The 25,813-nt window shown below is 35.6% G+C and carries 24 protein-coding genes and 1 pseudogene; 7 read left to right on the top strand and 18 right to left on the bottom strand.

What is annotated here, in order from left to right; translation table 11 throughout:
* Positions 1 to 164: 164 nt before the first annotated feature.
* Both rarD and SBL15_RS11015 read right to left on the bottom strand, forming a co-directional pair.
* The gene (gene rarD / locus SBL15_RS11020; protein WP_016930561.1) at positions 165 to 1,070 is read right to left on the bottom strand and encodes an EamA family transporter RarD; all 906 of its coding nucleotides are present in this window, start codon (positions 1,068 to 1,070) and stop codon (positions 165 to 167) included.
* Between the two features lie 247 nt (positions 1,071 to 1,317).
* Positions 1,318 to 1,533: a zinc ribbon domain-containing protein gene (locus SBL15_RS11015; RefSeq protein ID WP_037537490.1), complete on the bottom strand. Its 216-nt coding sequence runs from the start codon at positions 1,531 to 1,533 to the stop codon at positions 1,318 to 1,320.
* Between the two features lie 334 nt (positions 1,534 to 1,867).
* Between SBL15_RS11015 and SBL15_RS11010 the strand changes: the two genes are divergently transcribed.
* The 5 genes from SBL15_RS11010 to SBL15_RS10990 all read left to right on the top strand — a co-directional run bounded on the left by SBL15_RS11010 (position 1,868) and on the right by SBL15_RS10990 (position 8,375).
* On the top strand, positions 1,868 to 3,427 hold the full coding sequence (locus SBL15_RS11010; RefSeq protein WP_317955972.1) for a PTS mannitol transporter subunit IICB: 1,560 nt from the start codon (positions 1,868 to 1,870) through the stop codon (positions 3,425 to 3,427).
* 72 nt (positions 3,428 to 3,499) lie between these two features.
* Positions 3,500 to 5,536 (top strand): BglG family transcription antiterminator, encoded by a 2,037-nt coding sequence (locus SBL15_RS11005; RefSeq protein ID WP_317955970.1) that lies wholly within the window; start codon positions 3,500 to 3,502, stop codon positions 5,534 to 5,536.
* Positions 5,537 to 5,547: 11 nt separating this feature from the next.
* Positions 5,548 to 5,982, top strand: a complete 435-nt coding sequence (locus SBL15_RS11000; protein WP_107612462.1) for a PTS sugar transporter subunit IIA — start codon at positions 5,548 to 5,550, stop codon at positions 5,980 to 5,982.
* Positions 5,982 to 7,085 (top strand): mannitol-1-phosphate 5-dehydrogenase, encoded by a 1,104-nt coding sequence (locus SBL15_RS10995; protein ID WP_107612460.1) that lies wholly within the window; start codon positions 5,982 to 5,984, stop codon positions 7,083 to 7,085. Before SBL15_RS11000 ends, SBL15_RS10995 begins: the two co-directional genes overlap by 1 nt.
* Before the next feature lie 531 nt (positions 7,086 to 7,616).
* Positions 7,617 to 8,375: an SDR family NAD(P)-dependent oxidoreductase gene (locus SBL15_RS10990; protein ID WP_107613963.1), complete on the top strand. Its 759-nt coding sequence runs from the start codon at positions 7,617 to 7,619 to the stop codon at positions 8,373 to 8,375.
* A gap of 85 nt (positions 8,376 to 8,460) precedes the next feature.
* Here the strand turns inward: SBL15_RS10990 and SBL15_RS10985 are convergent, their stop codons facing one another.
* The 8 genes and pseudogenes from SBL15_RS10985 to SBL15_RS10950 form a co-directional block, all read right to left on the bottom strand.
* On the bottom strand, positions 8,461 to 9,240 hold the full coding sequence (locus SBL15_RS10985) for a hypothetical protein (RefSeq protein ID WP_107612456.1): 780 nt from the start codon (positions 9,238 to 9,240) through the stop codon (positions 8,461 to 8,463).
* Positions 9,230 to 9,568, bottom strand: a complete 339-nt coding sequence (locus SBL15_RS10980) for a PadR family transcriptional regulator (protein WP_033079817.1) — start codon at positions 9,566 to 9,568, stop codon at positions 9,230 to 9,232. The genes SBL15_RS10985 and SBL15_RS10980 overlap by 11 nt, the downstream gene beginning before the upstream one ends.
* Positions 9,569 to 9,976: 408 nt before the next feature.
* Positions 9,977 to 11,337: pseudogene (gene lpdA, locus SBL15_RS10975) on the bottom strand (dihydrolipoyl dehydrogenase).
* 281 nt (positions 11,338 to 11,618) lie between these two features.
* Positions 11,619 to 12,917: a dihydrolipoamide acetyltransferase family protein gene (locus tag SBL15_RS10970; protein ID WP_107612453.1), complete on the bottom strand. Its 1,299-nt coding sequence runs from the start codon at positions 12,915 to 12,917 to the stop codon at positions 11,619 to 11,621.
* 18 nt (positions 12,918 to 12,935) lie between these two features.
* Positions 12,936 to 13,976, bottom strand: coding sequence for an alpha-ketoacid dehydrogenase subunit beta (locus tag SBL15_RS10965; RefSeq protein ID WP_317955968.1), 1,041 nt, complete (start codon positions 13,974 to 13,976; stop codon positions 12,936 to 12,938).
* A gap of 15 nt (positions 13,977 to 13,991) precedes the next feature.
* Complete coding sequence (locus tag SBL15_RS10960; protein ID WP_011274553.1) at positions 13,992 to 14,939, bottom strand: thiamine pyrophosphate-dependent dehydrogenase E1 component subunit alpha; 948 nt, start codon at positions 14,937 to 14,939, stop codon at positions 13,992 to 13,994.
* A 38-nt stretch (positions 14,940 to 14,977) separates the two neighbouring features.
* Complete coding sequence (lpdA, locus tag SBL15_RS10955; protein WP_107612451.1) at positions 14,978 to 16,330, bottom strand: dihydrolipoyl dehydrogenase; 1,353 nt, start codon at positions 16,328 to 16,330, stop codon at positions 14,978 to 14,980.
* A 273-nt stretch (positions 16,331 to 16,603) separates the two neighbouring features.
* Positions 16,604 to 17,011: a carboxymuconolactone decarboxylase family protein gene (locus SBL15_RS10950; protein ID WP_107612012.1), complete on the bottom strand. Its 408-nt coding sequence runs from the start codon at positions 17,009 to 17,011 to the stop codon at positions 16,604 to 16,606.
* A 106-nt stretch (positions 17,012 to 17,117) separates the two neighbouring features.
* Between SBL15_RS10950 and SBL15_RS10945 the strand changes: the two genes are divergently transcribed.
* Positions 17,118 to 17,528 carry an Lrp/AsnC family transcriptional regulator gene (locus SBL15_RS10945; RefSeq protein ID WP_107612011.1) on the top strand — a complete coding sequence of 137 codons (411 nt, stop codon included), beginning with the start codon at positions 17,118 to 17,120 and terminating at the stop codon, positions 17,526 to 17,528.
* A gap of 5 nt (positions 17,529 to 17,533) precedes the next feature.
* Here SBL15_RS10945 and SBL15_RS10940 read toward each other — a convergent pair whose 3' ends face one another.
* From SBL15_RS10940 to SBL15_RS10925, 4 genes are all read right to left on the bottom strand, one after another.
* Positions 17,534 to 17,836 carry a hypothetical protein gene (locus tag SBL15_RS10940; RefSeq protein WP_313770320.1) on the bottom strand — a complete coding sequence of 101 codons (303 nt, stop codon included), beginning with the start codon at positions 17,834 to 17,836 and terminating at the stop codon, positions 17,534 to 17,536.
* 2 nt (positions 17,837 to 17,838) lie between these two features.
* A complete protein-coding gene (locus tag SBL15_RS10935; protein WP_053016180.1) occupies positions 17,839 to 18,135 on the bottom strand; it encodes a DUF2089 family protein in 297 nt (98 codons plus the stop codon).
* A 184-nt stretch (positions 18,136 to 18,319) separates the two neighbouring features.
* Complete coding sequence (locus SBL15_RS10930; protein ID WP_107612010.1) at positions 18,320 to 19,516, bottom strand: 3M3SH-releasing C-S lyase; 1,197 nt, start codon at positions 19,514 to 19,516, stop codon at positions 18,320 to 18,322.
* A gap of 95 nt (positions 19,517 to 19,611) precedes the next feature.
* Entirely contained in the window at positions 19,612 to 20,124 is a 513-nt protein-coding gene (locus SBL15_RS10925; RefSeq protein WP_107612009.1) for a DUF308 domain-containing protein, read from the bottom strand.
* A 186-nt stretch (positions 20,125 to 20,310) separates the two neighbouring features.
* Between SBL15_RS10925 and SBL15_RS10920 the strand changes: the two genes are divergently transcribed.
* Positions 20,311 to 20,997, top strand: coding sequence for a type 1 glutamine amidotransferase domain-containing protein (locus SBL15_RS10920; RefSeq protein WP_011274547.1), 687 nt, complete (start codon positions 20,311 to 20,313; stop codon positions 20,995 to 20,997).
* Between the two features lie 104 nt (positions 20,998 to 21,101).
* Here the strand turns inward: SBL15_RS10920 and SBL15_RS10915 are convergent, their stop codons facing one another.
* From SBL15_RS10915 to SBL15_RS10900, 4 genes are all read right to left on the bottom strand, one after another.
* On the bottom strand, positions 21,102 to 22,445 hold the full coding sequence (locus SBL15_RS10915; protein ID WP_317955967.1) for an NAD(P)/FAD-dependent oxidoreductase: 1,344 nt from the start codon (positions 22,443 to 22,445) through the stop codon (positions 21,102 to 21,104).
* Between the two features lie 16 nt (positions 22,446 to 22,461).
* Positions 22,462 to 22,902, bottom strand: a complete 441-nt coding sequence (locus tag SBL15_RS10910; RefSeq protein ID WP_053041693.1) for a MarR family winged helix-turn-helix transcriptional regulator — start codon at positions 22,900 to 22,902, stop codon at positions 22,462 to 22,464.
* 178 nt (positions 22,903 to 23,080) lie between these two features.
* Positions 23,081 to 24,154: an NAD(P)-dependent alcohol dehydrogenase gene (locus SBL15_RS10905; RefSeq protein WP_317955965.1), complete on the bottom strand. Its 1,074-nt coding sequence runs from the start codon at positions 24,152 to 24,154 to the stop codon at positions 23,081 to 23,083.
* A gap of 170 nt (positions 24,155 to 24,324) precedes the next feature.
* The gene (locus SBL15_RS10900) at positions 24,325 to 25,707 is read right to left on the bottom strand and encodes an NAD-dependent succinate-semialdehyde dehydrogenase (RefSeq protein ID WP_107613573.1); all 1,383 of its coding nucleotides are present in this window, start codon (positions 25,705 to 25,707) and stop codon (positions 24,325 to 24,327) included.
* Positions 25,708 to 25,813: the final 106 nt, after the last annotated feature.

Raw genomic sequence — 25,813 nt, 5'->3', positions numbered from 1 at the left:
TTGCTTGTAGAATTTCTTGATGAAATTCTCTTTGCTGGGGCCCCGCCCGCAAGGATGACTAGAACTGAGAAAAGCTTAATTTAAGCGACTTCTCAGTTCAGTCATCTACTGTGAATTTGTAAAATAGCATCATTATATTATTTATGTCCCAGGCCTTATTGTAATTATTCAGGTCTAGGGTTACGTTTCATTTTCACGTATTGAGAAATGCTGTACAATACGATACCGAACCAAATGAGCGCGAACGTAACTAATTGTTGCGCATCAAAATGTTCTTTAAATGCAAAGATACCTAAGAAGAACATGATAGTTGGACCAACGTATTGAATGAATCCTGTTAGAGATAACGGAATACGTTTGGCACCGGCTGAGAATAAGATTAATGGAATGGCAGTTACTGCACCTGAGAACATCAACCAGAATGTGTCCATATTCAAACCTACTGATGATGTTCCAGTATTCCATAAATAAATCATATATATTAATCCTGCTGGCGCTGTAACGATACATTCAATCGCGATACTGCTTATGGCTTCAATTTTAACAATCTTCTTCAACAAGCCATAAATACCGAATGAGAATGCTAACATTAATGAGATGACTGGGAATTCTCCAACGCGAATCGTCATATACAGAACTCCGATTGTCGCAAAGATGATTGCTAGCGTTTCAAATTTATTGAATCTCTCTTTTAGGAAAATGAACGCCAATAATATACTTACTAATGGGTTAATATAATAACCTAAACTAGATTGAAGTACGTGTCCATTTGACACAGCCCAGATGAACGTTCCCCAGTTGATTGTGATCACATAACCAGCAATAATAATGACGATTAGTTCAATTGGATGTGAGAATAAATGTTTTAAATCACGTTTGAACGTTTGTGATTTCTTTAAAACTACGATCATTAGTATCATAAAGATCATAGATAATACAATGCGGTAAGCTAAGATTTCAAATGCACTAACGCCACCAATTAATTTCCAATAAATTGGCAAGATACCCCATAATACATAAGCACCTAACGCATATAGAATCCCTTTTTTAAATTCAGTATTGGAATTCATCCTAACCCTCCTAACGATATAACCCTGGAAATATGTTTTAATTAATAAAACTATGCTACCAATAGTTAAGAAAGTTAGGTATATAAACTGCTCAAAATCATTCAAATTCTTAGTAATTTAGGTTGAATTTATTTGATTTTAGACATCCTACCCCCTAACATCACACAACCCGAAGTCTCCCTTTTACAAATGAAAAAGAACCAGCGCCTAGAAAGTCGCTGATTCTGACATAAATATTGATATTCAATTATCCACCAAAGAATAAATCGACAATATCACTCGTTCTATTATTATTTGTTTTGTAAAATTCCGTATAACCACAATTTTTACAAGTTATTGTTTTAAAGTTGTTATGCTGCACATCAAACATCTTAGATAGTCCAGATCCTGTTGCTGATAATGTTCCTTCTTCCACTTCCGTATGTCCACATTTCACACATCCGTTTCCTGTGTTTCCAGTCATAAACAACACTCCTTATATTGTTTCTTACTTGTTCTATAACCTGTTTCCTATCATTTAATCTTTAAATAAGTAATAACTTATTGCGCATTTAAAATATAACTAATGACATTTTTTCATTGCCATATTCAAACATTTTCAATGGAATTTCTCACATAATTATCATAAGTAGAAGGTTTTACATTGGGCTTCAATATAGTTGTGAGACTTTCACCATGACCTTGTCACACCGTTGTCACAATTACTGTGACAAAGTCGCATTTTCTTTGTGTTGTAGACGCTTTCTTGTGCCATTACAATTGAATTATCAAATCAGAATAAAAAAAGAGGTGTAGTTATGGCTCAAACAGAGACACAAGAGAAAAAAGGTCTCGGCCGTAAAGTTCAAGCGTTTGGTTCATTCCTTAGTAGTATGATTATGCCAAACATCGGTGCGTTTATCGCATGGGGCTTTATTGCTGCGATTTTCATTGATAATGGTTGGTTCCCTAACAAAGAATTATCTCAATTAGCAGGACCAATGATCACATACTTAATTCCATTACTGATCGCATTTAGTGGTGGTCGTTTAATTCACGACTTACGTGGTGGTATCGTTGCAGCGACAGCAACTATGGGGGTTATTGTTGCATTACCAGATACACCAATGTTACTTGGTGCAATGATTATGGGACCACTTGTTGGCTGGTTAATGAAGAAAGTTGACCAATTCTTACAACCTAGAACACCACAAGGCTTTGAAATGTTATTCAATAACTTCTCAGCGGGTATTCTAGCATTTATTATGACAATCCTTGGCTTCAAATTATTGGCGCCAATTATGCAATTCATCATGCACATCTTATCTGTAGCAGTTGAATTCTTAGTACACTTACACTTATTACCAATCGTAAGTATCATCGTAGAACCAGCTAAAATTTTATTCCTTAACAACGCGATTAACCATGGTGTATTCACACCTCTTGGTACTGACCAAGCAGCAAGTGCAGGTCAATCAATTTTATTCGCAATCGAATCAAACCCTGGACCAGGTATCGGTATCTTATTAGCGTACATGATCTTCGGTAAAGCCACAGCGAAAGCAACTTCATATGGTGCAGGTATCATCCACTTCTTCGGTGGTATTCATGAAATTTACTTCCCATATGTATTAATGCGTCCATTATTATTCATCGCTGTTATTTTAGGTGGTATGACTGGCGTAGCAACTTACCAAGCAACTGGTTTCGGATTCAAGAGTCCAGCTTCACCAGGTTCATTCATCGTGTATTGTTTAAATGCACCTAAAGGTGAATTCTTACACATGGTATTAGGCGTATTCTTAGCAGCACTTGTTTCATTCGTAGTTGCAGCATTAATTATGAAATTTACTAAAGAACCTAAACAAGATTTAGAAGCAGCAACAGCTAAAATGGAATCTACTAAAGGTAAAAAATCTAGCGTGTCTTCTAAATTAACTGGTGCGACAACTGGTACTGGCGCAGCTGGCGTAGCTGCTAACAAAGCTGATGATGAAGATAAAAAAGAAGCTTCATCAGAGGACGAAGAAGAAGACTTACTTGATAACTACAACACTGAAGACGTAGACGCTCACGACTATAGCAACGTAGACCATGTTATTTTCGCATGTGATGCGGGTATGGGTTCTAGTGCAATGGGTGCAAGTATGTTACGTAATAAATTTAAAAAAGCAGGCATTTCAGACGTTAATGTTACAAATACTGCTATTAACCAATTACCAAATAATGCACAACTTGTTATTACACAAAAAACATTAACAGACCGTGCAATCAAACAAGTTCCAAACGCAATTCATATCTCAGTGGATAACTTCTTAAATTCTCCACGTTATGAAGAATTATTAAACAACTTGAAGAAAGATCAAGATAAAGCATAATTAAATAGTTTGGGAGTCGAACATATTATTTCTATCACTTATGTTCAGACTCCTTTCAAGGGGGGACACACCATGTTAATGAGTACACGTGAAAAGGAAATCATTGAACTGCTAATTAAGTATTACGGTCAATACGTCACGATTTATGAAATTGCTCAACAACTTGGCGTGTCCTCTCGTACTATTCATCGTGAATTAAAAGGCATTGAAACCTACCTCCAAGGCTTCAATATGAAACTTGAACGGGCAAACAAAAAAGGGATTAAGTTATCTTGTGATGATGATCAAATCCAGCTATTAAAACAAGAAATGGCGCAACACGATACCATTGACTTGTCTGTTGAAGAACAAAAGGCAATTATTCTGTATGCGCTTATTCAATCTAAGCATGCTGTTAAGCAATACAGCTTGGCGCAAGAAATTGGCGTATCTGTTCAGTCATTAACCAAATTGCTTGATGACCTAGAGAATGATCTCGCTAGCTATCAACTTATACTTTATCGCAAGCGTGGTGAAGGGGTATATCTTGATGGCCCCGAATCAAAAAAACGTGAATTCTTAAGTCAATTGATGGTCAACAACTTGAATAGTACAAGTGTTTACTCAGTTATCGAGAACCACTTCGTCTATCAATCGATTAATCAATCGCAACAAGCTTTAGTCGACCTTGATAGCATATTTAAGATTGAACGTATTTTAATGGATTACCTAGGCCAATTGCCTTATACCTTAACAGAATCGAGTTATCTGACCTTAACCGTCCATATCGTGTTAAGTATTGCGCGTATTCAAAATGGTGAATATGTATCGATTAATGAAGATATTCATAATTCTGTAAAAGACACATTTGAACATCAAATTGCCACAGAAATTGCGAAACGTATAGAGACACTATACGACATCGACTTTAACCAAGCGGAAGTCACTTTTATAACAATTCATTTACGTGGTGCAAACCGTCGAACAACCTCCAAGATGTTTGAGAATAATGAATTTGACGACCGTAAAATACAAGCATTTGTAAATCGTGTAGAGCGCTTATCAGGCCAATCATTCGAAGACTATGCAACACTAGTTCATGGCTTATCATTGCACATTAATCCAGCGATTAATCGTTTGGAAGCAAACATTGAGACGTACAATCCACTTACCGAGATGATTAAGTACAAGTATCCTCGTCTCTTCGATATTGTACACAAGGCCATCGATCAGACATGGCCGGAGTTAGTCTTCCCGGATAGTGAGATTGCCTTCATCGTCTTGCATTTTGGTGGCTCCTTGAAAAGTCAGTCCACCCAACTTCTACATGTTTTAGTTGTCTGCAGTAGTGGTATTGGAACAAGTCGATTGTTGGCAACACGATTACAACAATCTTTTAATGAAATAGAGAAGATTACACAAGCGTCCGTCAGTGATTTAAAAATGTTAAATCTAGAGGATTATGATGGCATTATTTCAACGGTTAAATTGGATATCACAACGCCATTTATTACCGTTAATCCATTGCTACCAGAATCCGATGTGACGTATGTAGCATCATTTTTAAAGACAACCGAGCATAAAGCGAAACAACATGAAGAGAATGAAATGAAGCATTCGATTCAAGACCCTGATCAAGTGGTCAGGAACATCGAACACGGCTTAACATTGTTGAACTCTATGCAATTTGAATACAAAGATGTAACTATTTGGAATTATTATTTAGCTGACTATCTTGAGGAACATGGCGTCATTGCGCCGAATAGTCAGACGTCATTCGCTGAGCTGTTGCAAGATAAATTAAATCAGAATCCCGGTTGGATATTGCAACCCTATCCTGTTGCAATTCCACATATGAAGGATGATTTAATATTACGCCCTCTCATTTTAATCACGATATTAAATGAAAGTTTGGGCATGCAAAGTACTCAAAATGACCTTTTCAAAATTAAATATATGGTTAGCCTATTCATCCCAAATAATGATGAAATGGCACAACTTGTTGGGGAATTATCTGCTGAATTAGGACATCATCTCGAGCAAATTGATGACTTCATGCAAGACCCTGACGCTATGAAACACACATTGAGAGATAGCTTTTTAAAACGAATTCAAAACCAATTAACTTAGGAGTGTATAAAATGACTGAATTATTTAGTAATGACAATATCTTTTTAAACTTATCTGTAGGAAGCCAAGACGAAGCAATTGAAAAAGCTGGTCGTGCTTTAGTAGATAACGGTTCTGTAAACGAAGCGTATATCCAAGCAATGAAAGAACGTGAACAACTTGTTTCAACATTCATGGGTAACGGTTTAGCAATTCCTCACGGTACTGACGAAGCTAAAGGTGATGTATTAGCATCAGGTTTAACATTACTACAAATTCCTGAAGGCGTAGATTGGAACGGCGAAACAGTTAAAGTTGTTGTTGGTATCGCTGGTAAAGATGGCGAACATTTAGACTTATTATCTAAAATCGCAATTACATTCAGTGAAGAAGAAAATGTTGATCGTATCGTCAACGCTAAATCTGCTGAAGAAATTAAACAAGTCTTCGAGGAGGCTGACGCATAATGAAAGCAGTACACTTCGGAGCTGGAAATATTGGCCGTGGATTCATCGGCTATATTCTTTCAGATAACAACATTGATGTAACATTTGCAGACGTTAATGAGGAAATTATTAACGCATTAGATAATGAAGGCGCGTATAACGTTATTCTTGCTAATGAAGAGAAAACAACAACACGTGTTACTGGTGTTAGTGCGATTAATAGTGGTCAACCTTCAGATGAACTGAAACAAGCAATTCTTGAAGCTGACATTATTACAACTGCAGTTGGTGTGAACATCCTTCCTATCATTGCGAAATCATTCGCACCAGTTTTAAAAGAGAAAGAAAATCACGTTAATATCGTAGCGTGTGAAAATGCGATTATGGCGACTGATACGCTTAAAGAAGCAATCTTAGACATCACTGGTCCATTAGGTGATAACATTCACTTCGCGAACTCTGCAGTTGACCGTATTGTCCCACTTCAAAAGAATGACAATATTTTAGACGTTATGGTTGAACCTTTCTTTGAATGGGTTGTTGAAAAAGATGCTTGGTACGGTGAAGAGTTAGAACATATTAAATATGTTGATGATTTAACACCTTACATCGAACGTAAATTATTAACAGTTAACACTGGTCATGCTTTATTAGCATATGCTGGTCGCTTCTATGGTAGAGATACTGTATTAGATGCTGTTAAAGATGAAGCTATCGTTGCAGATTTACGTCAAGTATTAGGTGAAACAAGCGAGTACATCGTGGATAACTTCAGTTTCACTAAAGAAGAACAAGCGGCTTATGTTGAGAAGATTATTGGTCGTTTCGAAAATCCATACCTATCTGACGAAGTAACACGTGTAGGTCGTGGAACAATTCGTAAAATCGGTCCTAAAGATCGTATTATCAAACCTTTATCTTATTTATATGAAAATAATTTACGTCGCAAAGGCTTATTAAAAGCAGCAGCGTTATTATTAAAATATGATGATATGAACGATAAAGAAACAGTTGAAATGCGTGAATACATTGATGCACATGGTGTGAAAGCATTCTTACAAGAATATGCGAAAATCAATGACCGCTTAGCAGATGAAATTGTAGCTGTTTATGAAGAATTGTAATTCATTACTTTAACAATTTAAGTAATTTAATATGAGTATTTTACACAATACTGCGTATTGTTGCTGCTCGCTTGCTCTAGGCATCGCTGGGAGCGAAACAGAATTTAATTATTAAGAATTCGTTTTTTCGCCCCCACAAAGTTGATTAGATGTTAAGCATATGAATGCTTAATGTCAATCAACCACTGTGAAGCCAAGTTATTTATAATTGAAAAGAGTTAAATCACTTTATAAGCCTTTTTCAAAGTCTTGTAGGTTGTGATTTAACTCTTTTTTTATTTAGGTTTTGTCTCAGTGCTAATGCTATTCCTAGTAGCGTCTCGCAGCCAATACTTCGTATTTTTAGCAACTAAACTTTATTATTCTAGCAATCTACAATAATTTAGTTGAACCTATGTTCTTAATTAATAATCATTCAAAGTCTCATAACTTAAAGTTATGAATGCATAAATAAGTGATATGAATACTTTCACAATTTAAAGGAATAGTTAAATAAAGGGTGTTCATGAATATATCTTGGAGGTATTATTAATGGGAAAATTAGATGGTAAAGTCGCATTTATTACAGGTGCAGGTTCTGGTATGGGTAAAGCACAGGCCATTCTTTATGCATCAGAAGGTGCTAAAGTTATAATCGCTGATATCAATGAAGAAACTGTGAACCAAACAGCTAGTGACATTATAGCGCATGGTGGCGAAGCACTGCCAGTTACAATCGATGTATCTAATAAAGAAAGTGTTGACCACGCTGTTAAACAAGGTGTTGAAGCATTTGGTACGATTAATATCTTAAGTAATACAGCTGGTATTCTAGATGATTATAAACCAACGCTAGAAACGTCAGAGGAATTATGGGATAGAATTATTAATATCAATTTAAAAGGTACGTATCTTGTAACGAATGCAGTGTTGCCACATATGATTGACAATGGCAAAGGTACTGTTATTAATATTGCTTCTATCGGTGCATTTGTAGCTGGCGGTGGCGGTGCAGCTTATACTTCAGCGAAACATGGTATTGCAGGTTATACGAAACAATTATCATTTGATTATGGCCTTAAAGGTATTAAAGCAAACGCCATAGCACCTGGTGCTGTTGATACTGGCATGACACATGCGATGTTTGAAGAAGGTTCTGCAGATGTTATGGAAAAAACAAATTCTGTACCTGCTGGTCGTTATGGTCAACCAGAGGAAATTGCACAATTGTCACTCTTCCTAGCAAGTGATGATTCTGATTTCATCCATAGTTCAATTATTCCAATCGATGGTGGTTGGTTAGTCGATTAATGATGTATTCATATTTCAATGATGCGTCAGTAATAAAAGCGTTGAGTCACTATCAATGAAGTGACTCAACGCTTTTATCAATCATTTAAGAATTACGTTTTTTTTCTTTTCGGTTCGTGTAGTAAGCATGGCCGAAGAATGCAATGTTCATCCCGATTATTAGAACGATATAAAGTACAATTGATATCGTTAAAAATTGCTCGTTAGAATGGCTATGTGCTTTAAAGATTTGTCCTATTATATTAGGTAAGCAAACGATAAATAATACGAGTGCAAATAGTTTTTGTTTAACAATGAAACATAGCAACATGACGATTGCTAATAATATGAGCCCAGTAATGATGCTTTGGGTTTGATTTAGTGTCACAAGTGTATATATTGGGTATCTTTTGGCAATAAACGTACTTAAAACCATCAGTGAGAAAAGAATTATTCCTCCTATAAATGCATAGACATATACACGTTTAGCATCGCCATATTTCATAATAGCTTTCTTTATTAAAAATAATGGTACGACAACACTTAATACGAAGATAAAAATTGTATTTAAAATATATCCTAATGTTAGGGTGACGTCATTTTCAAAGAAATCTGGAATTGTGAATATCGCAAACATAAAAAGCACAAAGTACGTTAAATATTTAGGTAGTCCTTTGGTAAAGCTCATTTCTTTAGAAAAGTTATCCGCATAATCTTTAACTGATGTGTTTAAAATATCACTAACATCGTCGCCATTCTCTTCTGCTGTTTCAAAGTGATCTTCTAATTCATCGCCAATTGCATGTACTTCATCTTCATCCTTACCTCTAAACATTAATTCTGCTTTTAATTTAAATATATAGTCCTCTTGTTCTTTAGTCATCATATTCATCACTCCCGAATAAGTTATTCATTCCTGAGTTAAGATAACTCCATTTCTCTTTGAATCTTTTTAACTCTTCTTGTCCACTTTCAGAAATCGTGTAATACTTCCGTTTAGGTCCACCGTTATCCGATTTGCGCGTGGTTGTGTGAACATATCCTTTCTTGCTTAACCTAAGCAATACAGGATAAATACTACCATCGCTAATTTCAGGAAATTGGTTTTCTTTTAATTTCTCTAAAATTTCGTACCCGTATGTCTCACCCTTAGCTATAAGTCCAAGTATTGCGCCATCTAAAAGCCCCTTCATCATTTGATTAGATACTGACATGTCATCACCTTTTATTAACTATCTTATAATATAAGATAGTGTATTTTAAAAAATAAGTCAACTATCTTACGATAAAAGATAGTGACCGCTTAAGTATTGCTAAATTGCATTTTATTAATTTACTTTAATAATTGCAGTTTAAATAATAATGCGTAATGTTAACGAATGAGGTTTATTACTTAAACAATTTAATTTACTTTAACATTTTAATCGCTACGTTAATTAACGAGTTACATAAATAACACATTAAAACGCCCAGCAATTTTGACGAGCCTGGGGATTTTTCATGCTAGTAACTTATATATTATAATTCGTTTTATGTGTTTTTAATCAAAACGCTAATGCGTTAAAAGGTATAGATTATCAATGTATTTTACTAAGACTTTAAAAGATCATAATCGATTTTACTTAATGATATATTGCTTTTCCAAAAGATGCATCTGCACTTTCACCAATCACTTCCGATAGTGAAGGATGTGGTTGTATAATTCGAGAAATATCGTTTAATGTACCGCCCGAAACCTTAATGCCTAAGATTTCACTAATTAAATCTGTCGCATGAGGTCCAACGACAAATCCACCTAAAATCTTACCATCCTGCTTATTCGCTACTATTTTAACCATTCCTTGTGTTTCACCTTTTAAGATTGCTTTAGGATTCTTCTGAAAGGTGCAGTCGTCACTTCAACCTCATAACCCGCCTCTTGTGCTTGTAATTCTGATAAACCTACTGACGCAGATTCCAATCTTGTATAAATACATCTTGGTATATCCTCTTGATTTATCGGTTCTGGTTGTTTGCCTGCAATATATTCTGCCACATATTTACCGTGTGCACTTGCAGTATGTGCTAACTGATAGCCTGGCACTAAATCACCAATCGCATAGACGTGTGCGTAACTAGTTTCATAATGTTCATTAACTTGTAAGCATTTGCCATTTTGTTCTAAATTAAGCGCCTTAGCAACTTGAACATTGGGTTGTCTCCCTGTCGCAAAGAGCAATGTTTCATATAGAATTTCTTTAGGGCCATCTTTTCCATCAATTTCCAAAGTCTTGGCATTCACTTTCTTAGTTTCTGAATTGGTGATGATGTTAACACCTTGTTGTTGCAAATAGGTGGATAGATGGTCACGTATTTCTTTAATTTCACTAGATAGGATGCTATCGCCCTTTTCCAAAATCGTAACATCTACGTCTAAATCAGCCATTGATGAGGCTATTTCCGAGGCAATAACGCCGCCGCCAATAATCACAAGTTGTTTCGGCAGCTGTTCCATGTCGAAAAATGTATCAGCTGTTTCAAAGTGCGCTTTATCTAGCCCTTCGATTGGTGGTACGAATGGCTTTGTTCCTGTCGCTAAAATAATATCTTTCGCGGTATAAATAGTTTGATCGACTTGAACTTTTAATCCTTCTAATACTTCTGCTTCCCCTTCAATAAAATCAACGTTGTGTTGTCTTAATGCGTCTCGAACATCATCAGTCACTGTCTTAACCACTTGATCTTTACGTTGTACGAGACTAGTTACATCAATGTCTATGTGATTCGTTTTAATTCCCCAATTGTTTGCAGAATGAATATCTCTCACTTTAGCACCATATTCTAAAAATATCTTCGACGGTATACAACCTACATTGAGGCATACACCACCAACGTGCTGTTTCTCAACAATCGCTACATTTTTGCCTAGTTGTGCTGCTCGAATTGCTGCGACATAACCTCCAGGTCCTGCTCCAATAACGATCAAATCATACGATTTAGACATCATTTGTACCCCTTTCACCTTTGAAGTTGTTTTCATCCCTTAATAACCTTTGTTATGAACATAACCACTTGTTTAATGTGTAAGCGCTTTTATACCCTTTCAATTATATATTAGAGTTATATTTTTATAATTTCAAATAAACGTAAGTGACAGAATTTTTACTTTTTCAATATAGGGCTTTGTTTTGTGCGAAAGGATTGGAAGTGTGGTTCGAGACATGAAAATACCCCCAGCACTTTTTTGTGTACTGAGGGTCTTAATCAAATTAAATATATTTGTTATTAAAGAATTAATAGATATGGATTTTCAATATATTTAGTTAATACTTTTAAGAAATCAGCAGCGCTCGCACCATCAAGAATTTGATGATCAAACGTTAAGCTTAACGGTATACGTGATACTTGTTTAACACTATCTCCTTCAAGTACAACTTCTTTAGAAAGTGCACCTACACCTAGGATTCCTGTTTCACCCAGGTTAAGAATTGGTGTGAAATATTCGATGCCACTCGTACCCATGTTGGTGATTGTGAATGTAGCACCTGACAGTTTAACATCATTTGTATTACCATCACGTACCGCTTCTGCTGAAGATTTAATCTCTTTAGCTAAAGCACCAATACTTTTAGTGTCTGCATTATTTATAACTGGTACCATTAACCCTTCGTCGAGTGACGTTGCCACACCTAAATGAACATCATCATATTCTGTAAGTTGACCATTTTCATATCGAGCATTCATTGCACCATAATCTTTAAGTGCTAAGACGATGGCTTTAGCTAGCAATGCTGTGACAGTCAATTTAGTATCTTGATTTGCATTCTCAAGTTCAGCTGATAGTTTGTTTTTGAAATCTAACAAACGGTCAGCATCCACTTTACGATGTAATGTGAGTTGTGCTGTTTCGGCCAAGCTTTGACGCATATTCTGTGCTATACGCTTACGCATTGGATTTAGTCCTTCACCGACATTAGCACTGTTAAATTTAGTGTTCTTATCCTCTTTAGATTGCATATCCTCATTTTTTGCTTCAATATCATATCCTTGCTCTTCTACACGTTGAATATCTAATTTTGTTATACGATTATTACCACCTGTACCTTGAATTCTAGTGATATCAAAGTTTTTATCCTCCGCCATCTTGCGTGCAAGTGGTGATATAAAGATACGTTTACCATTTTGGGGTTTAACATTATTAGACATATTTGTATCTTCATCATGATTACTATCATCTTCATTTACAGAAGTTGTATCGTTGGTTTGTTGCTCTTCATCGTCTGATTGTGAGTTATTGAATTCTTCATTATCAGAATCAGTCGTACTACTTGATTCAGTACTTTCTCCTTCATCACCTATAATACCAAGTACAGATTTAACTTCAGTTTCTTCTCCGGCTTGAACTTTAATTTCGAGTAATGTACCACTAGCCGGTGCCTCAACATCTTGCGTTAGTTTCTCAGAACTGATTGTACAGACGCTTTCCCCTTGTTCGACAGTGTCTCCTTCAGCTTTAAACCATTCTTCGACTGTGCCTTCTTTCATCGTCATACCGAGTTTTGGCATAATAATATTTTCGCTCATCGTTCAACACCTCCTTGCCTATGAATTAACTTTTTTCAAGTCTTCAATTAGTTCAGATGCAACATCTAATACTTTATCTACGTTTGGTATATAGGCTTGTTCAAGGTTTGCTGCGAATGGAACTGGTGTATCCGGTGCAGTGACTTTCTTGATTGGTCCGTCTAAATAATCAAAACCAATATCACCAATAACAGATGCAACATCTCCCGCTACATTACATTGTGGATTTGATTCATCAATCACAATTAAACGACCAGTCTTCTTCACTGATTCTAGAACTGTTTCTTTATCCCATGGTGATACAGAACGTAAATCAATAACTTCAACTGAAACGTTATCCTCTGCTAACTTCTCTGCTGTCTCTTCAGCAACAGCAACCATTTTACCGATTACTACAATTGTTAAATCCTCACCTTCACGTGTCACATTTGCTTTACCAATTTCTATTGTGTAAGGTTCTTCAGGCACATCACCTTTTTGTCCTAATAATGTTTTATCTTCTGAAAAGACTACTAAGTTATCATCTTGTACTGCTGCCATTAACAGTCCTTTAGCATCATAAGGATTAGACGGCACAACCACTTTCACACCTGGAATAGCGGCGAACATGTTATATAACGATTGAGAATGTTGTGCTGCTGCACCTGCACCAGCGCCATGAACTGTACGTACCACAAGTGGGATTTTAGCTTTACCACCAAACATGTAACGCATTTTTGCACCTTGGTTCAAAATAGGATCTAAACCAAATCCAATAAAGTCATTGAACATTAATTCTGCAATAGGACGCATACCGGTAGCTGCCGCACCTACAGCAGAGCTGAGTGTAATATGTTCTGCGATTGGTGTGTCAATAACACGATCTCGACTATATTTTTTCGCAAGTCCTTTAGTTACACCAAAAACGCCACCAAATGTATCGTCATCTTTAATATGTTCTACACCTGCACCACCTGAAACGTCCGTACCAATGAGAATAACATTATCATCTTGTTCCATTGATTGATCGATTGCTTCGTTAATTGCACCCATAAATGTTAACTTGCGTTCTTCACTCATAGTTATGACCTCCTTTTAGGCAAATACATCTTCGTGTAATGAATCTACATCTGGTAATTCACTTTCATCTGCATATTTCACTGCATCTTCTACTGCTTGTTCAGCAGCTCGTTCAATTTCATTTAATTCTTCTTCTGTTAACCAACCTTCTTCAAGTGCTTGACGTTTAAAGTCTTCTGTTGCGTTTTTGTCCGCATTACGATCATTTGGCGATTTAACTTTTTGTTCGTCCCCTTCAAAATGACCATATTTACGATACGTGTCACACTCAATTAGCGTAGGGCCTTCACCATTTTTTGCTCGTTCTACAGCTTCTTGTGCTGCTTTATAAACCTCAACGACATCCATGCCATCCACTCTGACACCTGGCATGTTATAAGCTGAAGCACGCTCTGCAATTGTTTCTGAAGCACTGGCATAATCATGTGTTGTACCTTCACCGAATTGGTTGTTTTCACAAACAAAGATAACTGGAAGGTTTAAGATTGAGGCAAAGTTAAGGCCCTCATGGAAATTACCTTCATTGGCTGCACCATCACCAAAAAAACATACAGCAACATTCTTTTTACCTTGATTTCGAATAGAAATACCTGCACCAGTAGCAAGTCCGAAGCCACCACTTACGATACCATTGGCACCGAGCATTCCTTTATCTATTTCTGCAACGTGCATGGAACCACCTTTACCATGACCAAGTCCATCACGTTTACCCATTATCTCCGCCATCATGCCATTAAGGTCACATCCTTTGGCAATTGCATGTCCGTGTCCACGGTGTGTACTTGTAATATAGTCGTCGTCTTCAAGTTGTGACATTACACCAGTTGCTACAGCTTCTTCGCCTACGTATAAGTGAACAAAACCAGGAATCTTACCGTCACTAAAGATTTTATGCACCTTTTCTTCAAAGTATCGAATTTCATTCATCGTTTTATAAATCCAACGTGCTTGTTCTTTTTCCATCGTTAGTTCCTCCTATCATTCATTGATTTGTTCTGTTATCACATATGAATGGCTTTTCCAAAGTATGCATCCGCGCTCTCGCCAATTGCTTCGGATAGAGAAGGATGTGGTTGAATGATGTTAGATAACTCATTCATTGTACCTTCTGAAGCTTTGACACCTAATACTTCACTGATTAAATCTGTAGCATGTGGACCAACAATAAAAGCACCCAAGACCTCTCCATATGCTTTATCAGTCACAATTTTAATAAAGCCTTGTGCTTCTCCTTTTACGAGTGCCTTTGCATTTCCTTGAAAAGAAGATTGTGTAACAGATACGTCATAACCCGCTTCTTTAGCTTGAGACTCAGATAAACCAACTGATGCTGCTTCAAGACGAGTATAAATACAACGTGTAATATTGTTTGGAGATACTGGCATTGGTTTTAATCCAGCCAAAGTTTCAACAACATGTAATCCATGTGCACTCGCTGAATGTGCAAGTTGATAGCCCTTAACAAGGTCTCCAATAGCATATACATGATTAATTGTTGTTTGATAATGTTCATCGACTTGTACAAATTTACCATCCATATCGATATCTAGATCTTCAGCTACCTTGATGTTCGGTTGTCGACCAGTTGCCACTAATAAAGTATCAAATGACACATCTTCATGATTATCCAAAATCACTTTAGAGGTTGTTACTTTAGATATCTTTGCGCCTGTTAAAATTCTTATACTTTGATTCTTCAAATGGTCCTTTAACAGTTCACGTACTTCTTCAATCTCGGTGAGAAGAATATCTTCATTAACTTCAATCATTGTAACCTCGACTCCTAAGTCAGCCATTGAGGATGCTAACTCAGTAGCGATAACACCGCCACCAATAATTGCGAGTTGTTTAGGCAACGTTTCTATATCAAAAAATGTGTCTGTCGTTTCATACTTTATGTCATTTAATCCCTCAATAGGTGGAATAAAAGGTTTACTACCAGTTGCTAGAATAATATCTTTCGCTTGATATGTTTGATTATTAACTTTAACTTCTAAATCTTTTGTTACAGTAGCTTCACCCTTAATGAAAGTAACTTTGTTTTTCTTTAATAATTGCTTCACACCACCTGTGAGCGTGCTAACAATGTGTTGTTTACGTTGCACTAATTTAGAGAAATTCACTTTCATCGCTTGCGTCTCAATTCCCCAATCATTAGCCTTACGTATATCATGTGCTTTCGTTCCATGTTCGAGTAGTGTTTTAGAAGGTATGCAACCTACGTTTAAACAAGTCCCCCCTGCGTTTGTTTTCTCTACAATTGCAACCTTTTGACCTAATTGTGCAGCGCGAATAGCGGCAACATATCCACCAGGTCCTGCACCAACCACAATCAAATCATATGAGTCCGTCATCACTATCACCCACTTCCGTAAGATCATATCGTTGTGCATCCCAAAACATTCTGTAAAAACATAGAAATGAGATATGCCATATTCTTAATGTAAGCGTTTTCTCATTTCTTTAATTACATTCTATACTCATGATTTTGAATTTTCAAATAATTGTAAAATTAAATTTTTATATACTTATTTCTATTATTTCATATAAGTTTTATAAGATTTGGAAGATTATCTTGCTACTCACTCAAATAAAAAAACCTCTAACCAAGTTGGCTAGAGGTTTTTTTATGGCTGCAATTTCATTATTGCGCCAAAGTTTTGTTGTGCGTTTGTGAATGTAATAAATGCAATGAGTTCAACAATTTCTTCTGTTGTTAAACTGTCTTTAAGTACGTTAATAATATTGTCCGGAATTTGGTCACCCATCTTAATAAACACTTCTGTAAATCCTATGCAAACGGACGATTTTTCATCTTTAAGACTGCCGGTAGGTTGACCTTTAGCTTTACAGTACTGACAACCGTTCTTTTGCGCTAACATTCTTCTTAACTCTTCTTTTAATTCTTTGTTAAGTGCGCCGTCATTTTCTAACACATCACTTAGCTGTGTCCATGATTGCATTAATTCTTCTTGATGACCTAATAATTTTTGAAAAGGCGTGTTACCTATACTTGAATCATTAATAATAGACATTATCATTCCTCCTTAACCTATATTTTATTGCTAAATTTTCATTTTAGACTTAATATTTATAAGGAATTTAATTCAATTATTTTAAATTTTTAAGGAGTTAGTGTAGGTGGACCAAACAAATCAAAAGCTGTTAGAAATTTTATTGAAAAATAGTAAAACATCACTTAATGAAATTAGCCAAAAAGTAAATCTATCCGTACCTGCAACAAGGGATCGTATACATAGATTAATTGATATGCGCATTATCAAAAGTTATACAATTGAAATTGATTATGCATTGTTGGGATATGATATTGAAGCACTCATCGAATTGACGATTAAAAATAATTTATACAAAGACTTTAAAGATTATATTGCTCAACAAAAGAATGTTGAATTTTGTTATAGAATCTCTGGAGATAGTTGTTTTATGTTTAAAGCTCGCTTTGAAAACATGAAAAAAGCAGAGAATTCCATCGATTCTCTGCAAACATATGGTCATAGTAAAACACATTTTATCTTTTCAAAAGTGATTTAATAGAACTATTTTAAATCTTTACTTTTCATTTTATTCATTTCATTTTTAGCTTTTTTTTCATTATCTTTCTGGGCTCTATCCCATTCAACATATAAGAATAATAGGAGGATAACGGTTAATATAATTGTTCCAATAAGTTTCAGTTGAAGAAAACCTGTAATATGTAAATAAGTTATTACTATCACGGCTATTACTGGAATAATTGAGCCTATAAATTTATTACCTGTTCTTGAAAGAAAATATTGTGTCGCTACGACAACTGCAAAAAATAGTGCCGGTAGAAACATTTTAATAATTTCCAAGTTCACTTTCATCCTTTCCGTTCTTTGTTATACAAATCTAGAATGGTTTTCGCATCATTTAATTCAAGCTTTTCTTCAATTGCTAAGGTTCTAACGAAACTAACTAAGGAGCTATCTTCTTGTTGCTCTGACATTTTGACTTTTTCAATGACATTGTTCAAACGTTGTCTAACAGTTGGATATGAAACTTCATAATACTTCGCTAACTGTTTTAAAGATCCAGAGTATAGAACTAAATTTTTGATAAATTCTATATCACCCTTATCTAGGTTTAAAATCCAACTTGGTATTTCATTTTGATTCACAATTGCTCCTCCTCACCAATAACTATAACAAATACTTTAATAATATTCAAATTTATTTAAATAATCTTAAATTTTACTTAAATTTATTTAATTATAATTGACTTTTTATTAATGTCTAATTTCTAATTTAACATAAAAATGGTCTATTAAGATGAATTTTTCATCCCAATAGACATTATGATTTTTAAACTAATGCGTCTTTAATCTTTTGCAGTCCTTTTATCATGATTTCACGTGGAACAGCGATGTTTATTCTGATATGTCCTTCTGCATTATGAACGAATTGTTCTTGTCCTTCAATGATAACGCCGGCGTGTTTGATGAAATATTTAGCGATTGGTTCATCTATGTGTTTTGCTTTAATGTAATAGCTTAGATCAACCCATGCGAGGTAGGTTGCTTCTGGAATTTTAAATTCTGCATGTGGCAGTTCTTGTTCTAAAAATTGTGCTAGGTATTTAAAGTTATCGTCTAGATAATCATTCATAGCAGCTAACCACTCTTCGCCCTTTTCATAAGCAGCCTGTGTCGCAACGATACTTAATGGATTCTCAGAACTAAAGTGATGTAACTTCCATGTCTTTAATAATCTTCTATTCGGAATAATAATGTTTGAGAACATTAAGCCTGCTATATTAAATGCCTTACTTTGAGACATTGCGGTAACAATCTTATCGTAATCTGGCACTGCTTTAGCAAAAGGTACATGTGTTTGACCGGCCCGTTTAATGTCGCAGTGAATTTCATCTGAGATGATCCATACGTCATTATCGACCATAATTTGTCCCAATTGCTTTAATTCATCTTCAGACCATACACGACCTGTTGGATTATGTGGATTAGCAAAGATACATACTTTAATATTTTCTGTTTCCACTTTTTGACGGACATCTTCAAAGTCGATTTCATAGTATCCATTATGATTAATCATCGGAGAATATACCGTCTTAATATTATTTTTATCACAAGCCATTTTAAAAGGACCGTAGCTTGGTGTTAAAATCAACGCTTTGTCGTCGTTGTCACAAATATAGCTTACAAGTTCAATTAACCCTGCAACAATCCCATGAGAAAATACAAGGTGATCTTGCGGAAATGTATAACCAAATCGTCGTTCTGTCCATGACACAAAAGCCTCATAATAATCTGTGCCAAATATGTTGGTATAACCTAAAATCTTTTTATCGAGTCTTTCTCTTATCGCATCTAACACAACTTCAGGTGTCGCGAAATCCATATCAGCTACCCACATACGAATCAGTTCATCATGTTCTTCTAAATCTGAAGTATCTGCGTCTCCAAATAAATAGCCTTTATAACCTTCTACATTCATCGCATTTGTAGAACGACGGTCTATGATCTCATCAAAATTGTACGTCACATGAATGCCTCCTAGAATCAATATTTAATATGTTTTATTGTAATACCTCTAATTAATGAATTCACTTTCTCTGATTTCACTTTTAATAATTAAACTTACGCAAGTCCATCAATAACGTAAGTCACACCTAGAATTGCAAATGTGATGGCTATCATCGTTGATACTAGAATCATCCCCATCATAGGGTTAAATAGTAAAATAATTCCTAATAGTAAGCCTAAAGCGTTAACAATGATAGATAGTCCCTTCAAACGGCTTTGTTTTGAAATGGTCATTAGTCCAATAACTGAACTTACAATAAACCATGCGGCAAACATAAATATGAAGAAGGTTGAACTTGCCCCAACGTTAAATATCACAAGTAGTCCAAATATAATATCAATAATTCCTATGACAACAATTAATCCTGAACTGCTACCGGCAAGCGCTCTCGCAGCACGACGGAATAATAGTTGAATCACTCCATTAATAAGAATAAATAAGCCAATAAGCCAAGTAAGTGTGTAGAAATTTTTAACAGGATAACTGAAAATGATAACTGCAACAATTAAGAGTAACGTTCCCATAATTAAGCTTGACCATTTTAATTTTCCTTTGTTTTGTGCCATTCAAATTCCTCCTCTCATTAAAAAATAGTTATTATATAAAGTATATTGAAGTTGCGTTGGACTAACAACGAATACATCTTACATCGTTTTACATGAAACATATTATATTTAATTCACGACCTCTTCAGTTTCTTACTTTTCCGAAAAGGGTAGACTGAACGTAGTATAAAATTAGGAGGCGTATCAATGAATACAAAAAGAGCATTAGTTGTAGTAACAAGTGTAACGAAATATCCTGATATGAATCGTCCAACTGGATTATGGTTTGGTGAGGTTGTTCATTTCGCGGATGTCTTATATAAAAATGGTTATAAAGTACATTATATCAGTCCAGAAGGTGGATATACTGCCATTGACCCTCAAAGTTTACAAGAAGATATGATGACAGATTTAGACTGGGAATATTATCAGAATAAGGACTTTATGACACGTCTTGGTCATACAGTTACACCTGACGCAGTTAAAGCTGAAAATTATGATGTCATTTATTTTGCTGGTGGTCATGGTACAATTTGGGACTTCAAAGATAATGAAGATTTACAAAAGCTAACTCAAGAAATTTATGAAAATAACGATGTTGTTGCTTCTGTTTGCCATGGTGCAATTGGCTTATTAAATGTAAAAGATGCTGAAGGTAAACATATTATCGATGGCAAAACGGTTACTGGCTTCTCAAATAGTGAAGAACAAGCAGTTGGCTTAGCCGACGTTGTTCCTTACCTTACTGAAGATGAACTTAAAAATCGTGGTGCAAACTATGAACAAGGTGATAACTGGACTGAGTTTGCAGTCGCTGATGGTCGCATTATTACTGGCCAAAATCCACAATCTGGTAAAGCCGTAGCAGAAAAATTCTTAGAATCTCAAAAGTAAAATCTTAGTCTACCCGCATAGTAAAATTTATAAAGATGCCTACATGATTGGAACAATAACGCTTTGATTCCAATATGTAGGCATCTTTATTTATCTATATTAAATTACAGCATATTCACTTTTAACATATCAATGACACCGCTAGAGGCACCAGGGAAAGCAAAGATTAATTGATTTAAATCTTGTGCTGTCATGCGTTGATTAATAATAAATACGAGTAAGTTTACTAAATCAGCTGCATCGACGCCATATATATCTGCGCCAACAAGTCGTTTCTCTTCATCTAAAACGACATACATTTCTGCATCCGTTTCATTTTTATATTCAAATACCATTTGTTTACCAAACGGAATGTGTTTAACTGTGTAACGTTCATTTTGCTCAGCTTCTTGAACACTAACACCAATTTGAGAAAGACGTGGTAACGAGTACAATACTGAAGGAATCGCTGGGTATTGTATTTCATCTTGCGTCATTCCTAAAATATGAGCCGCAATATAATTTGATTCAAATGTCGCTGTTGGTGTTAATTTAGGTATAGCTTTATCTAAGACATCGCCACTTGCATAAATATTGCTCACATTTGTTCTTAAATGACCATCTACTGAAATACCTTTCTTACTATATTCAATACCTACTTGATCTAATCCAATACCTTCTACATTTGGATTTCTACCTGTCGCATCTAAGACATAATCTGTTTCAATCGTTAAGCCAGATTCAGTTGTAACTTTGTATCCATCGCCTGCTATTTCTACTTTTTGCGTCTCTTCATTAAAGTAGAAATGTACGCCTTCGTCTTCTAATTTTTTAATAAGTTGTGTTACGTGTGTTTGATTAAAACCTTTAAGTGGTTTATCAGAGTGGTGAATCATAGTCACTTCTATGCCTGATTTGATCATTATTGATGCAAATTCCACACTTATTATACCGACACCTATAAATGTCATACGTTTTGGAAGTTCATCCATAGATAAGAAGTCACGACTATCATGAGTTAATTCTTTACCTTCAATATCTAATTTATTACTATGTTGACCTGTCGCAATGACGATATTTTCAGTTTGTAATTCCTCATCGTTCACTGTCACTGTGTGCTCATCTTTAATTACACCAGCACCCATATAAACATCGATACCTTGTTGTTCAAACATCCCTTTTAACATACCATTCATTGGATTAATCACTTGCTTTTTATAATCCATTAAATTTTCCCAGTTCACATGCAAGTCTTGTGATTGAATAATACCGTTATATTGTGCTGATTCTTCTAACACTTCGTAAGGTCCTTCAAGTAAGATTTTAGCGTTACAACCATAATTTGTACATGTACCTGCAATCGTATCTTTTTCAATAATGGCAACATCTTTACCTGCATGTTTAAGTGTTAGTGCTGCATGCCATGCTGCGTGTCCGCTTCCTATAAATACAACATCGTATTGTTTCATTTAACTCATCCTCTTTTTATTTATTCGTGAGTGCTTTTAAGGACTGTTCTAATTTGCTTAAGACTGCTTTCGTTTCGTTATATTGCGTTTCATCAAATTCTGGAGGTAAACATTGTGCGACTGCTTCAAAGACTGCTTCTTGTTGCTCATACCCCTTTTGCGTTAAAGAGACGACTAATTGACGTTTATCCGCCTCTGAACGTTGTCGTTTAACCCACCCTGACTGCTCTAATCTCTTTAAAAGTGGGGTCAATGTATTACTCGACAAATCCAACTGTTTACCTACTTCATGTAAGGGTTGATTATCGTGTTCCCATAAAGCGAGTAAAACCAAATATTGAGAATACGTTAATCCAAATGGTTTCAATTGTTGTTCATAGAATTTCGCAAATAGACGACTCACATTATAAGCAGAAAAACAAAGCTGATTTGCGAGTTTCATATCTTCGTTATTCATGACATCACCTCTTTTCAATCGTGTGCGATTAATTAAAGTGTAAACAATCGTGCACGATTAATCAAACAATCTGTTTAAACTGACATAAAATAACCTCCATACCTTTGAACGGTAGGAGGCTATGGGGTAATACATATTTATCTTAACTTTAAGATGTAATAAAGTGTATTTAAATTTATTATTTATCTAAGAAACCGTTTGGATACACCATTACTTTCAAGGCATCACCTTTACTTGTACGCGTTAATTCCATGGCTTCTCTCGTATCATTTAATTCGAATTGATGTGTGAATAATGAATCAATATCAGCATCTGTTGTACTTAAAATTTGAATACCTTGAGGGTACGTATTCGCATATCTGAAGACACCCACAATATTAATTTCATGGTTCGCAATAAATGGCACATTGATTTCGTTCATATCTTCTTGAGGTAAACCAACAATAGCTAAAGTACCGCCATCTTTTAATGAATTTAATGCACTTCTTAAGGCGATCGGGTTACCTGCTGTTTCGATTGCATAGTTAACACCTTGACCGTCTGTTAATTCTTTAATGCGTTCCACGACGTCTTCATTTTTAATATTAATTGCTGTTGTTGCGCCTAAACGTTTAGCCGCTTCTAAACGATTATCTTCTAAGTCTGAAACGATAATGTTTGTTGCGCCATAAGCTTTAGTAGCTACAACTGCCATTAAACCAACTGGACCCATACCCATAATCACAACAGTTGATCCTGGCTTAATATCCGCACGTTTACATGCCTGTAAACCTACTGAGAATGGTTCAACAAGGGTTGCTTGTTCATAAGTCACTGAGTCTGGTAAATGATAAAGGAAGTCTGCCGGATGGCTTACATATTCACAGAACGCACCATCGTATGGTGGTGTCGCCATAAATTCCATATGTGGACATAAATTATATTGTCCTGATTTACAGTATTCACATTCACGGCAAGGTTCACCTGGTTCGATAGCAACACGATCTCCTACTTTAAAGTCTATTACTTCATCCCCAACTTGTGCTACCATACCAGCACATTCATGTCCTAATACGATTGGTTTTTCGACTACGAATTCACCAACACGACCATGTGCATAATAGTGAACGTCAGAACCACAAACGCCTACTGCCATCATCTTGATTAAGACATCTTTGGGTCCTACTTTTGGCATATCTCTTTCGACAATTTCAATATCATAAGGTTCATGCATTAATGCAACGTTCATTTTCTCCGGAATAGTTTCACTCATAAATAACATCCTCCTAAGTTTATGTATCTTATATTATTCTTTCACTGAAAAAGATTCATGTAAACGATTTCATAAAAATTTATATAGTAATTTTAAACAAAAATACTGAATTCACAAGAATTTTTCTATAAAAAATGCGCTTCCCTAAAAAGAGAAGCGCACATCATCTACTACATATTACCTATTGATAAATATTTCGTTTCTAAGTATGGTTCGATACCCTCTGTACCACCTTCACGACCATAACCACTTTCTTTCATACCGCCAAATGGTGCGTGAGCTGCTGATGGACCGCCATCATTCCAACCAATGACACCATAATCAAGTGAGTTATACAGATGGAAGCCAGTACGATAATCATTTGTGAAGAAGTAAGCAGCTAAGCCAAATTGTGTATCATTCGCCATTTGAATCGCATCTTCTAAATCTGAATATGTTGCAATCGGTACGATAGGTCCAAATGTTTCTTCTTGCATTGCAAGCATATCTTGATTCGCATTTGAAACGACGACAGGTTTTAAGAAATTGCCACCCATTTCTTGTGCTTCATCTAATGAGCGTGATAATTTAGCGCCCTTAGATTCTGCATCTTTCAATTGATTAACCACTTTCTTCACGCCATCTTCGTTAATCAATGGGCCAATAGTCACGTCTTCATCCATACCATTTCCGACCTTTAATTCGTGGACTTTTTGCGTTAATTGTTTAACAAATTCTGCTTCAACCGCTTCGTGCACGTAAACTCGGTTCGCACAAATACAAGTTTGTCCTGCATTACGGAATTTTGAGGCAATTGTTTGATCTACGGCATATTCAATATCCGCATCTTCGTGAACGATTAATGGCGCTAGCCCACCTAGTTCCATTGTGACATTTTCAACTGATTCAGCAGCTTGTGCGATGAGTTTCTTGCCGACATTTGTTGAACCGGTAAAGGTAACTTTCTGCATTACAAGATGTTTCGTGAATAATTCACCTGCATCTTTACCAGACATAATGACATACTGAACGGCATCTTCTGGGATTCCCGCTTCATGCGCCAATTCAATGAGACGAATAGTAGTTAATGGTGTTTGTGTCGCGGGTTTACACACAATCGTACAACCTGCAGCTAATGCTGGCGCAATCTTACGCGTAATCATTGCGGCTGGAAAGTTCCAAGGTGTTATTGCTCCCACTACGCCTACTGGAAATTTTTTCACAATAATATTTTTATTAGGTGTATTTGCTGGAATTGTACGACCGTAAATACGTTTAGCTTCTTCGGCATACCAAGAAACGTATGAATTCGCATAATCCACTTCACCTTGTGCCTCTTTTAAAGGTTTACCACCCTCTTTAGTAATCAACTCTGCCAATTCATCTTTATGTTCATTAATTAAAGAGAACCATTTATACAACTTATCTGCACGTTCATGTGCATCTACTTCTCTCCAAGATTTGAACGCTTTATGCGCTTTCTCAATTTGTTGTTTGGCTGTTGTTTCACTTGTATATTCTAATGTTTCAATTACTTCGTTCGTCGCTGGATTTAAGACTTCTAATGATGCCATATTCATCCACCCCTTTTAGAATTATTGATATAAGTATATACCCCTAGAAATAGATTATCTATCAAACCGTTTTCTATCATTACTAGTTTCACTTTCCTGTACCTAC

This window comes from Staphylococcus sp. NWU MKU2, assembly GCF_033283605.1.
GTDB lineage: Bacteria > Bacillota > Bacilli > Staphylococcales > Staphylococcaceae > Staphylococcus > Staphylococcus haemolyticus.
The sequence above is the reverse complement of the archived record's forward strand: the minus strand, read 5'-3'. Positions and strand labels throughout refer to the sequence as shown.

Bases quoted from the DNA above. Each gene is read 5' to 3' on its own strand.
- rarD (WP_016930561.1), bottom strand. From the start codon at position 1,070: ATGAATTCCAATACTGAATTTAAAAAAGGGATTCTATATGCGTTAGGT.
- SBL15_RS11015 (WP_037537490.1), bottom strand. From the start codon at position 1,533: ATGACTGGAAACACAGGAAACGGATGTGTGAAATGTGGACATACGGAA.
- SBL15_RS11010 (WP_317955972.1), top strand. From the start codon at position 1,868: ATGGCTCAAACAGAGACACAAGAGAAAAAAGGTCTCGGCCGTAAAGTT.
- SBL15_RS11005 (WP_317955970.1), top strand. From the start codon at position 3,500: ATGTTAATGAGTACACGTGAAAAGGAAATCATTGAACTGCTAATTAAG.
- SBL15_RS11000 (WP_107612462.1), top strand. From the start codon at position 5,548: ATGACTGAATTATTTAGTAATGACAATATCTTTTTAAACTTATCTGTA.
- SBL15_RS10995 (WP_107612460.1), top strand. From the start codon at position 5,982: ATGAAAGCAGTACACTTCGGAGCTGGAAATATTGGCCGTGGATTCATC.
- SBL15_RS10990 (WP_107613963.1), top strand. From the start codon at position 7,617: ATGGGAAAATTAGATGGTAAAGTCGCATTTATTACAGGTGCAGGTTCT.
- SBL15_RS10985 (WP_107612456.1), bottom strand. From the start codon at position 9,240: ATGATGACTAAAGAACAAGAGGACTATATATTTAAATTAAAAGCAGAA.
- SBL15_RS10980 (WP_033079817.1), bottom strand. From the start codon at position 9,568: ATGTCAGTATCTAATCAAATGATGAAGGGGCTTTTAGATGGCGCAATA.
- SBL15_RS10970 (WP_107612453.1), bottom strand. From the start codon at position 12,917: ATGAGCGAAAATATTATTATGCCAAAACTCGGTATGACGATGAAAGAA.
- SBL15_RS10965 (WP_317955968.1), bottom strand. From the start codon at position 13,976: ATGAGTGAAGAACGCAAGTTAACATTTATGGGTGCAATTAACGAAGCA.
- SBL15_RS10960 (WP_011274553.1), bottom strand. From the start codon at position 14,939: ATGGAAAAAGAACAAGCACGTTGGATTTATAAAACGATGAATGAAATT.
- lpdA (WP_107612451.1), bottom strand. From the start codon at position 16,330: ATGACGGACTCATATGATTTGATTGTGGTTGGTGCAGGACCTGGTGGA.
- SBL15_RS10950 (WP_107612012.1), bottom strand. From the start codon at position 17,011: ATGTCTATTATTAATGATTCAAGTATAGGTAACACGCCTTTTCAAAAA.
- SBL15_RS10925 (WP_107612009.1), bottom strand. From the start codon at position 20,124: ATGGCACAAAACAAAGGAAAATTAAAATGGTCAAGCTTAATTATGGGA.
- SBL15_RS10920 (WP_011274547.1), top strand. From the start codon at position 20,311: ATGAATACAAAAAGAGCATTAGTTGTAGTAACAAGTGTAACGAAATAT.
- SBL15_RS10915 (WP_317955967.1), bottom strand. From the start codon at position 22,445: ATGAAACAATACGATGTTGTATTTATAGGAAGCGGACACGCAGCATGG.
- SBL15_RS10910 (WP_053041693.1), bottom strand. From the start codon at position 22,902: ATGAATAACGAAGATATGAAACTCGCAAATCAGCTTTGTTTTTCTGCT.
- SBL15_RS10905 (WP_317955965.1), bottom strand. From the start codon at position 24,154: ATGAGTGAAACTATTCCGGAGAAAATGAACGTTGCATTAATGCATGAA.
- SBL15_RS10900 (WP_107613573.1), bottom strand. From the start codon at position 25,707: ATGGCATCATTAGAAGTCTTAAATCCAGCGACGAACGAAGTAATTGAA.